Here is a 10,456-nt window from a genome sequence, read left to right as displayed (position 1 = left end):
CCCCCTGCTCCCTGCCCCCTGCCTCTTCTCCCCACTTCTGTTGTCTAAGACATAGAATGGAAAGGCTGTATTAAAATAACAATCTGGAGATACTTGCTATGTCTCGTCGCTGTGAACTAACTGGTAAGAAGGCAAATAACGCTTTTGCTGTTTCCCACTCCCACCGTCGTACAAAACGCCTTCAGCACGCCAATCTGCAAAGCAAGCGTGTTTGGTGGGCAGGCGGAAATCGTTGGGTAAAATTAAAGCTGTCCACCAAAGCAATTAAAACCCTAGAAGTCAAAGGGTTAGAAGCAATGGCGAAAGAAGCTGGTATTAATCTCAATCATTACTAAGTAACCTGGTATTTGATAACCTGAGACTATGTACGGGAGACAGGATAAGCGGCTTTGGCCGCTGTTCATCCTGGTTCCCTACCAAAATAGAACTGAAATTAGACGGCTCATTACCCAAAATTAATTCTTAATTACGAATTACGAGTTATCCCTGTTGTATCTGCTTTTGTACCCAAAGACGAAAAGCTTTGAATGTTGCATTTCTGCCTTCGGTTATAGTTTGCTCACGATATTGAGTAATCGCTTCACCTAGTTTAAATTGAGGAAAATTTAGGCTTTGCTGAGACTCTACATAATGCTCATTTTCTAGAACATTAATTTGGAGCTTTCCTTTGTTAAAACGCCAAAGCTCAGGTACTTTTAAAGCTTCATAAATATTCGGATGAGTGCGAGAAGTAATGTCAACTTCTATAGCTAAATCTGGAGGGGGGTCTACTGTTAAATCTAGACGCTTCTTCCCACGAATCTTAGATTCATTTTTTATATAGAAACACTGGTCAGGTTCTATACCTTGAGCCATTACTTGGTTTTTGAAGGTTGTAGAACCAAGACTGATGAACTCAGTATTTAGCTCTTCCAGAAGCGCTTTGACTAAATCGCCAATAATTTCTTTATCATATTCATGTTCTGGCAGTGGTGCTGTAATCTCCAGTATTCCCCTGTCATAAGCAATTCGTGCTACACGGTGTTCCCCTAAATCCTCTAGAATTGTTTCCAATTCCTGCCAGGTTACGTCTCGCAGTAACACTCTTTGTCCTGGTGGAACATGGATGTGCTTTAATTCCAACAACATCATCTCCACTCCCAGTAGCTTATATCTCAATTTAGCTTACTCTACTAATTCATTGCGGCAATTTTTGCTGCTACATCGAATTGTCGAATGCTTACACGCCGCAGCTTGTTATCGGATATCACCTAACTCCTCATAGAAGTGTCAGCAGAGAAGCATAGTTTAAAGAAAAAACCTCTGGGGACTCCAGAGGTTTTAGTTCCTGATTTAGTTTCTATTGGTTACTACAATTTGTCCTCAGTCATTTCCAGATAGAGAAGGAAATTATTTGATTTGAAAGGAGTTAAGGGTAAGCACACTTTCTAGAAGTGTCTAAATATACTAAGCCCAAAAATCATGAATTACCTTGCAAAAATATTTATTGAACCAGAGGAAATTGTCAACTTTTTCAAAAATTTAGTAAAACCTGTCTTTAGCTAGAGAAAATTAGTCGTAAATACGTCTATAGATGCTTTTTTGCCAAACTAGAATATTTTCATACTAGAGATAGATATTTATATCATAAATATGGCAGATAGTAAGGGATGTAGTTTTCCTACTATTGGCAGATGTAGAGTTAATATAAACTCATAATAATCCTGTGTTTTTTAGCAAGCAATAAGTTAGGTATTTTGCTATTTGTTCCAATAAGAAATTTTAAATTAGCGATTATTATTAAAGCGGAAACTCTATGTTAAACTCTTACTTTTTTTATTCCGATGATTTGTAATATTTTAGTGAAACTATTATCAAGTTTTGATAAATATTTTTTATTTTTTGTGAAAGCTATTGACTAGATGTAGGATTATCCTTAAATAAAGAATAGTGGATTAAGATAAAGATTGAGTAACTGTCACTTTGGCGTTGCAATTTTCTTCGAAATAGGTTCAAATTTAAGACTATCTACTGATGAGAAAGCCACTAGTTTTAGATAGTCTAATAAGTAGATTATTATTCATACCTGACCTTGACTGTTTTTAGATTCCCATTAACGGAACAAGATCAAACTTTTCATTGGTAATCAAAACTTAACCTACTTAAATGTTAGTAGGTTAATCTATAAACCGTATTGTAGAATTCAGTAAAATCATCAATATAAGGGCTACCCGAAGCCTTGAAAGTGTTTACCTATTACCATCAACTAGGGATAATGGTCTTAACCAATACCATTATTGCACCGGGCTTCAGGAAAATCTGTCAAATTTTAGCGGCTAACCAATGATTGGTTTAATGGTTTGAAGCATTTTTATTCCAAGTGAAGACCATTAAGTCCCAATTTTAATTTATTAAAACCTGAATTAAGACAGTAATATCGCTCCTAAATCATCAGAATATTAGGGGTATATATACCTGTCGCTATTTGCACACCACATCAATATTTAATTAACCTTCTAGGCTCAATTAATTTGCAGTTGTAATCCTGGTATTTCAGGATTGGTAACAGTTGCAAAAGACACATTTGCCCACATTTCATACTTGGTAAAAACTGATAAAAATTATGTCAGAAAATTTCAGTCAAGAGAAAGCTTTTGAATGCTATGACATTCACGAGAGCAAGTTCTTAACACCTTTCCAACGGAAGGCACTGCTGAAAAACCTGCAAGCTAATTTACAACCAGAATATCGTCGGCGGATTGAAATTATGTTACTTGCTGATAAGGGTAAATCTCAAAGCCAAATCTGTGAAATATTAAGTTGTTCCCAGGAAATGGCACGGTACTGGATTGGTGTAGCAGAGGCAGGTTTAGCACATAAATGGAATGAGCGACCGATAGGTAGACCAAAAACTGTTAATGATCAATATATTGAACGCTTGAAAGAATTGGTAAGTAATAGTCCGCGTGAATATGGTTACGCATTTAGCTGCTGGACAGCACAATGGTTAAGTAAACATTTAGCAAATGAATTTGGCATTGTAATTACCGATCGCCATGTTAATCGACTGCTAAAAAAAATGGGACTTTCTACTAAACGCAAAAATTCTTGTCCACAAGAAATTGACAAAAATAAAGATACTGGTATTACAATCTGCGACTTGCAATCTAACTCTGAACCTAGTTTGCATTGGTCATTTAATCTAATTCAGACCAATAACTAATACTGTTTTGGAGGTTAGAAAATGCCATCAGCGTTTTCCCAGCAATATTTAGCTGAACAAATTACCCAAGTCTTGGGTAAGTCGCTGTCAAAAGAAGAACTTGATACGTGTCTTGGAGGGCTGAAGATTGTCGAACCACAAATAGCAAAGCAGTTTTGGCAAGCAACTACAACTGACACAGGAATTTATATTGTCCTGAGTGGTAAAGTCAGGCTGCTGGATAGCTCTAATAATTTAATTACCACTCTCTTTTCTGGATCGTCATTTGGTGAGTTGACTTTATTTCCAGAAAAGGAATTTAGTCCTTATGTTGCTAGAGCTTCGGCAAACTTAAAGCTTTGTTATATCAACCAAGAGACTTTACAAGAGGTAATTCGGACATCGCTTAGTGTCCGCGATCGCCTTTTAAGACGCGCAGAGGTCTGGGATTTGCTGCTGTTATGTTGTTACAACTCCTTAATTGGGCATAATGGCTCCGTTGAGGAGACGTTTAAAGCGCTATCTCTATTTGAGCGGCACAATCTAGAAAGTGGTTCTTTAAGTGCCAATCTCACTAAAGATATTAAGCTTTGGTTGCTGTATCGGGGCGAACTGCTGGATTCTCATAGGCAAAGATTGACACCTGGAAACATCTATGTAAATCCCAAAGAGGGAAGTTTGCAGGTAGCGCAATCAGCGATCGCTTACAGTTTGAGTAATGCGGATTGGCAAACAGCCCTACAACACTGGCCGCAATTAGCAGAGTTGATAGATTCCCAAGAGCCTCAAACTGTCCTGGAGAGTGGAGATTTGGGGCTGGGGACTAGGAAAGACTCTTCTCAATCCCCAATCCCCATTAGCCCTTATCCCCAGAGGGGACACCACCTTCCCCAATCCCCAATTCCCAGCATTGAGCCAAAACAAAACCAAAGGAGACAACGGCCGTACTTTCCTAGCCCAAAGGTAAAGGCTGGGCATTGGTTGGGACGCTTAACTAAACGGTATCCGTTTTTTGAACAACAAAGCGCCTCTGACTGTGGAGCATCTTGCCTGGTGATGATTAGTCGCTATTGGGGTAAACGCTTTAATGTCAACCGCATCCGAGATTTAACTAATGTCAGTCGCAGTGGGGCATCAATGCGGGGTTTGACAGCCGCAGCAGAAAGTATCGGCTTTTCTACCCGTCCGGTGAAAGCTAGCTTCGATAAACTAGCCCAACAACCCCTACCTGCGATCGCTCACTGGGAAGGTAAACACTATGTTGTCGTCTATGAAGTCAATAAAAAACGGGTAATTATTGGCGACCCCGCCATCGGTCAACGTACCCTTACCGCTAGCGAATTTAAAGCCGGTTGGACTGGTTATGCCCTGTTATTGCAACCCACAGACTTACTCAAAGAAACCCAAGAAGCGACTACAGCATTTTGGCAGTTTTTTGATTTAGTCAAACCTCACTCACAAGTACTGCTAGAAGTGTTTCTCGCTTCGGTGTTGATTCAGGTGTTTGGACTAGTTACACCTCTATTTACCCAGCTATTGTTAGACCGAGTAATTGTACAGGGTAGTACCCTAACTTTAAACGCCGTTGGTTTAGGCTTACTAATTTTTGGTTTTTTCCGCATTGCTCTGAATGGACTGCGGCAATATCTACTAGATCACACAGCCAATCGTCTGTCACTAACACTGCTGGTAGGTTTTATCAAGCATACCTTTCGCTTGCCCCTAGCTTTTTTTGAGTCACGGTACGTTGGCGATATTGTCTCTCGCGTCCAAGAAAATCAAAAAATTCAGCGCTTCTTAACTGGAGAAGCACTATCTATTGGTTTGGATTTGATGACAGTATTTGTCTATTTGGCATTGATGTTTTGGTATAGCTGGCAAATGGCATTGTTCAGTTTAGCGATCGTCCCGCCTTTTGTATTCTTGGCACTGGTAGCTACACCTTTTTTACGCCGCATTAGCCGCGAAGTTTTTAATGCTTCAGCTAAAGAAAACAGTTATTTGATTCAATCTCTCACGGGTATTCGCTCAGTTCGCTCAATGGCAATTGAGCAAACAGTCCGATGGCATTGGGAAGAACTGCTGAATAATGTCATTAAAAAGACCTTTAGCGGTCAGGTAATTAGTAATCAACTGCAAATTTTTAGTTCTAGTATCGAATCACTAGTTACTACAGGATTACTTTGGTTTGGCGCATGGCAGGTAATTCAAAATCAACTGACTATTGGACAATTAATTGCCTTTAATATGTTGTTAGGCAACGTCATTCGACCTTTCCAACGACTCGTTGTCCTGTGGAATCAGTTGCAAGAGGTGATTATTTCTACTGAGAGAATTAATGATGTTTTAGAAGCCGAGCCAGAAGAAGATTTACAATTTCAACCCCGTCAGACTTTAAGTAGTTTACGCGGTCATATTGTATTTGAAAATGTGACTTTTCGTTATCATCCAGAAAGTGATATTAACGTCTTAGAAAACCTCAGTTTTGAAATCAAACCTGAGCAAACTATAGCGGTTGTGGGGCGTAGTGGTTCTGGAAAAACAACCCTCTCTAAACTGATTTTAGGGCTATATCTGCCGACGGATGGCAAAATTTTGATTGATGGTCAAGATGTGACTAATATTTCTCTGCGATCGCTCCGCTCCCAAATTGGCGTTGTAGACCAAGATACCTTTTTGTTTGGCGGTACGATTCAAGAAAATATCAGCATTGCTCATCCAGAAGTTTCGCAAGAAGAAATTATTGAAGCGGCGCGGCTAGCAGGAGCAGATGAGTTTATTAAGCTAATGCCAATGGGCTACGAAACCCAAATTGGTGAAGGTGGGGGTATGTTATCTGGTGGACAACGCCAACGCCTAGCGATCGCTCGTGCTTTGTTAGGAAACCCCTGCTTCTTGATATTCGATGAAGCAACCAGTCACTTAGATGCTGAATCTGAGCGGATTATTCAGCACAACCTTACAAAAATTCTTCAAGGACGCACAAGTTTAATTATTGCTCATCGTCTCTCTACAGTGCGTAATGCTGACTTAATTTTGGTTTTAGATCGGGGAATTTTGGTCGAAAGCGGCACTCACGAGCAATTAATCGCTAAAAAAGGACATTATTTTTATCTCAATCAGCAACAACTAGCGCAAACAGGTTGAAAGGGACTCAGAAATAGGGGATGAAGGAAATTAGATATTCGCTCATCCACCTTTGAACTGGATTCATCCACCTCAGATACTCAAAATCCCCAATCCAAACCTAATTAGAAATTAGCCTGTCCCTTATCCCCAACTTCCAATTCTTATGCCAAACCCATCTAATAATTCATCATCCGCCTTCGCTATCCCAAAACCAACTGAATTTCACCTGGTGGAAAACACAAATGCCATCTTTCACCCTCAGACACAAAAAACATCTGAAGCAAACGATTGGTTTTATGGCACCGAGGAACTACTAGATGCCTTACCAAAACTCTGGACGCGCTCCCTATTGTATTTACTGGTAGGCTTTGCTGGAATCATCTTACCTTGGGCAATGCTTTCTAAAGTTGATGAAACAGGGAGCGCTAGAGGACGCATGGAACCTGAAGGAGCTACCCAAAAATTAGATAGTCCAGTTACTGGTAGCATTACCGCCGTCAATGTCAAAGAAGGCTCAACTGTAAAAGCAGGACAGATTTTAGTTCAATTAGAGTCTGATGTGCTGCGAACCGATTTGCAGCAGGTGCAGACAAAACTGGAAGGTTTATTGAATCGGCGATCGCAACTGGATCTCCTGAAAAACCAAATTATCTTGACGATTAACATCCAAGAGCAACAAAATAAATCCCAAGAATTAGAAAAACTTGCTCAGGTTAGTCAGGCACAGCAAAATCTTGATGCTAAACAGAGTACCTATAACTCACAAAGACTAGAAAAATTGGCTTTAGTGCAACAAGCTAGCCAGAATATCAGTTCTACCCAAATTGCTCAAAAGTTAGCGAAAAGTCGTTTCAGCCGAGATGTCACAGAAGTTGCGCGTTATCGCCAGCTTTTGCAAAAAGGTGCAATTCCCCAAATCAAAGTTGTGGAATTAGAAAAGATTGCAGAAGAAAGTCAACGCTTACAGGAACAAGCAAAATCTGATATCACACAAGCACAGTTGCGCTTAAAAGAAGAACTTAACCGCTATCAGTCGTTGATGAGTCAAGCCCTTTCAGATATTCAGCAGGCAAAACTTAGTCTGCAAGAACAGCAAAGCAGCTATCGCAGTGTGGTGCAAGCAGGTAGACTAGCGGTGCTGAAAAATCAGGAACAGCTTAAAGATTTACAAGGACAAATTACTAACCTGCAATCAGAAATTGCTCAAACAGGAAGCCAGATTACATCTTTACAGCTACAGATGCAACAACGAATAGTGCGATCGCCTATTGATGGTACAGTTTTCGAGTTGCCTATCCACAAACCAGGATCTGTAGTAGAACCAGGACAGATGCTTGCCCAAATTGCGCCCAATAATACTCCTTTGATTCTCAAAGCGCAGATGCCTAGCCAAGAAAGCGGTTTTTTAAAGGCAGGAATGCCAGTTAAAATCAAATTTGATGCTTATCCCTTCCAAGATTATGGGGTAGTGCAAGGACGCGTTAGCTGGATTTCGCCTAACTCGAAAGTTCAAACGACGAATCAAGGTAACATCGAAACCTATGAATTGGAAATCTCTCTACTTCAGCCCTATATCCAAACTGCTAACAAACGTATCCCTCTAACACCAGGTCAAACTGCAAGCGCAGAAGTGATTATCCGCCAACGTCGGATCGTAGATTTTATTTTAGATCCGTTTAAGAAGTTACAACAAGGTGGTTTGGATCTATAGAAATTCGGCAAGTTACAGCAATTTTCAGGTAATTAAACCGTAGCTTAGAGCATGAACAACAAGATCCCCGACTTCTTAAAAAAGTCGGGGTGAGCCTCATGGTTCAATTTCTAGCAAGTATTATCAACTTTTATTTGAGCAGTTATTTTATTTTAATTTCTTAGATATTTTATTGATATCCATAATTTAAATACAAAAATATTGATTTTATAAAAACTTTTTTACAATGACACAAAATATAATATTAAGGCTACTATTAGACAGAGGCAATAAATAATTAAATCTAAAAAAAATACTAAAGATGTAATTAATATTGTCCGATTAATCCTGATAACATCCTATTAATTTAGGTTAACAATTGGAGGAATTAGATGATGTCAAATGTATTGACTGTTTCTCCTGATGATATTCTTGACCACATAAAGCTTGCTTGCCAAATCCCTAATGTATTAGAGTCAATTGCAACCAAAAAAATTATTGAACAGGAAGCAAAAAAGGCAGGTATTCAAATTGGTTTAGAAGAACTGCAACGCGCAGCAGATAGCCTACGTTTAGCCAACCAACTGCTCAAAGCAGAAGATACCTGGGCGTGGTTAGAAAAATATCATCTTTCTTTAGACGACTTTGAAGCAATAGCCGAAAACAACCTTCTCTCAGCCAAATTAGCAAATCATTTATTTGCAGACAAAGCTGAACAATTTTTTTATGCACACCAACTCGATTACATTGCAGCAGTCACTTATGAAGTTGTATTAGATGATGAAGATTTAGCGCTAGAACTATTTTATGCGCTGCAAGAAGGGGAAATTAGTTTTCAACAAATCGCCCGTCAATACATTCAAAATACTGAAATACGTCGGGCTGGAGGATATCAAGGAATACGTCTACGCACTGATTTTAGGCCGGAGATTGCAGCAGCCATCTTTGCTGCTAATCCCCCACAAGTTCTCAAGCCAATAACTACTCCCAAAGGAGTACATATAATTGCAGTTGAGGAAATCATTAAACCTCAATTAGACGAACAAAGACGGCTGAAAATCATCGGAGACTTGTTTACTAATTGGTTAAAGTCACAAACTGCTGCTATGGAAATAGTAACAAAGCTCACAAAGGATACTAGTTCTAAAGTATCTAAAGATGTTTTAATACAGGCTTAATACCATCACCATCATTTGTGGTAGCTTTAGCACTTTTCTGGTTCCAACCAATCTTTTTCGCAACGCAACCATGCCACTGTTCTAAGATAGGATTACTACAAGTATTGACATTAGGGGAGAGGTGGCAGGTAATAGAGAATAATCTGTACCCAATCCCCTTTAAATATCAGTGTTTAATTTCCAAATTAAGTATGTAGCATCCTAACTGGACTTTTTCTGCCCACAATTCATATTCCAGACGCATAAGCTCTGGTAAAGGATGTCCGTTGAGAGTTAGACTACTAGTAAAATTTCGTAACCGAATAGGGTCGTTAGGTTGCAACGACTCAGTTGGCAACCAATAGCGACTGATACCATAAACGCCCTGTTCCCAAAAGTGACGGTAACTCACTTGAGCGTTACCTTGCATAGTCATGATGACTCGATAAGGGGAAATCTCCAGCCACAAAATTCTCGGACTGTTAGGGGCGTAAGCTTTGCTCTTACTTTGGGGAAGCGTATCCTCTGGACTTACGACACTCTCGACTTCGCAGCTTATTAGGGGCGGTGCAGTTAGTAGCAAATGGAATCTATCAGTATCTTTTTGATACAATGTCGCAGCAGTTTCGACAACAGACCAGATTGGTAGGTCAGTGGAAATAAGTGATAAGCACACGGGCTTGCGGTGATGAGTCAGCATGGGAGCGATAATGGCTAAAAGCTATTGAACAAAGTGAAATGAACACTCTAGCTGTCTAATAAATCAGGATAAGGAACTAAATAGTAAAACAGGCTTAATATTAATGAATCCGCTAATTTGTTATTAAGCTACATAAATCCGCATAGAAACGGGTGTAATGTCAGCTTAGAAAGCAAAATAAGTACTTTTTCTAGAGACAGCTAATTCGTAAGCAAAGCTTGTAAATATTCTAAGGCTATAGCCTTAAAACAGTGAAAGTCTTTTTGGATGCTAAGAAACCTTCTTGAGGGAGAATTCCCGTAGCTTGAAGTAAGTTTCATACAGCAAAAGGTGATAGGATACTGGCAATAAGTCACCAGCAGTAAAAAACAAAGTCCCTGCTGAACTCTCGATGTATTCAAAAGCCAGTTTATCCTAATATCGGCTTCTGTTATAACCCAGAGACCGGAATTCAAAATGTAGTATGTATTTATTTTACAAAAATACCTTAAATGTTTATCGAGCGCATTGAGTATAAATACTTAGGGCTTGCTGGTTAAGACTGAAACCCTTGTATAAATAGTGATTGAAGTCTATAAATCGAACAAAAGTGCAAGGCA

Annotated in this window: 7 protein-coding genes; 5 read left to right on the top strand and 2 right to left on the bottom strand. The window is 39.4% G+C overall.

Annotation, left to right across the window (positions count from 1 at the left end; genetic code table 11):
• Positions 1 to 98: 98 nt before the first annotated feature.
• On the top strand, positions 99 to 335 hold the full coding sequence (gene rpmB / locus GNF10_RS31650; protein ID WP_114082227.1) for a 50S ribosomal protein L28: 237 nt from the start codon (positions 99 to 101) through the stop codon (positions 333 to 335).
• Positions 336 to 480: 145 nt separating this feature from the next.
• Here rpmB and GNF10_RS31645 read toward each other — a convergent pair whose 3' ends face one another.
• Entirely contained in the window at positions 481 to 1,128 is a 648-nt protein-coding gene (locus GNF10_RS31645; RefSeq protein ID WP_185581949.1) for a Uma2 family endonuclease, read from the bottom strand.
• Between the two features lie 1,474 nt (positions 1,129 to 2,602).
• On the opposite strand from GNF10_RS31645, the gene GNF10_RS31640 reads away from it, so the two are divergent.
• The 4 genes from GNF10_RS31640 (at position 2,603) to GNF10_RS31625 (ending at position 9,178) form a co-directional block, all read left to right on the top strand.
• Positions 2,603 to 3,202 carry a helix-turn-helix domain-containing protein gene (locus tag GNF10_RS31640; protein WP_185581287.1) on the top strand — a complete coding sequence of 200 codons (600 nt, stop codon included), beginning with the start codon at positions 2,603 to 2,605 and terminating at the stop codon, positions 3,200 to 3,202.
• Positions 3,203 to 3,223: 21 nt separating this feature from the next.
• Entirely contained in the window at positions 3,224 to 6,328 is a 3,105-nt protein-coding gene (locus GNF10_RS31635) for a peptidase domain-containing ABC transporter (protein WP_185581288.1), read from the top strand.
• Positions 6,329 to 6,473: 145 nt separating this feature from the next.
• Entirely contained in the window at positions 6,474 to 8,021 is a 1,548-nt protein-coding gene (locus GNF10_RS31630) for an HlyD family efflux transporter periplasmic adaptor subunit (protein ID WP_185581289.1), read from the top strand.
• 374 nt (positions 8,022 to 8,395) lie between these two features.
• Positions 8,396 to 9,178 carry a peptidylprolyl isomerase gene (locus GNF10_RS31625; RefSeq protein ID WP_185580779.1) on the top strand — a complete coding sequence of 261 codons (783 nt, stop codon included), beginning with the start codon at positions 8,396 to 8,398 and terminating at the stop codon, positions 9,176 to 9,178.
• A 166-nt stretch (positions 9,179 to 9,344) separates the two neighbouring features.
• Here the strand turns inward: GNF10_RS31625 and GNF10_RS31620 are convergent, their stop codons facing one another.
• Positions 9,345 to 9,857 carry a hypothetical protein gene (locus tag GNF10_RS31620; protein WP_114082220.1) on the bottom strand — a complete coding sequence of 171 codons (513 nt, stop codon included), beginning with the start codon at positions 9,855 to 9,857 and terminating at the stop codon, positions 9,345 to 9,347.
• Positions 9,858 to 10,456: the final 599 nt, after the last annotated feature.

This window comes from Nostoc sp. UCD121 (assembly GCF_014222285.1).
Classification (GTDB): Bacteria; Cyanobacteriota; Cyanobacteriia; order Cyanobacteriales; family Nostocaceae; genus Nostoc.
This window is presented reverse-complemented; position numbering and strand designations above follow the sequence as displayed.

Coding starts and splice junctions, on each gene's coding strand:
- rpmB (WP_114082227.1), top strand. CDS start 99: ATGTCTCGTCGCTGTGAACTAACTGGTAAGAAGGCAAATAACGCTTTT.
- GNF10_RS31645 (WP_185581949.1), bottom strand. CDS start 1,128: ATGTTGTTGGAATTAAAGCACATCCATGTTCCACCAGGACAAAGAGTG.
- GNF10_RS31640 (WP_185581287.1), top strand. CDS start 2,603: ATGTCAGAAAATTTCAGTCAAGAGAAAGCTTTTGAATGCTATGACATT.
- GNF10_RS31635 (WP_185581288.1), top strand. CDS start 3,224: ATGCCATCAGCGTTTTCCCAGCAATATTTAGCTGAACAAATTACCCAA.
- GNF10_RS31630 (WP_185581289.1), top strand. CDS start 6,474: ATGCCAAACCCATCTAATAATTCATCATCCGCCTTCGCTATCCCAAAA.
- GNF10_RS31625 (WP_185580779.1), top strand. CDS start 8,396: ATGTCAAATGTATTGACTGTTTCTCCTGATGATATTCTTGACCACATA.
- GNF10_RS31620 (WP_114082220.1), bottom strand. CDS start 9,857: ATGCTGACTCATCACCGCAAGCCCGTGTGCTTATCACTTATTTCCACT.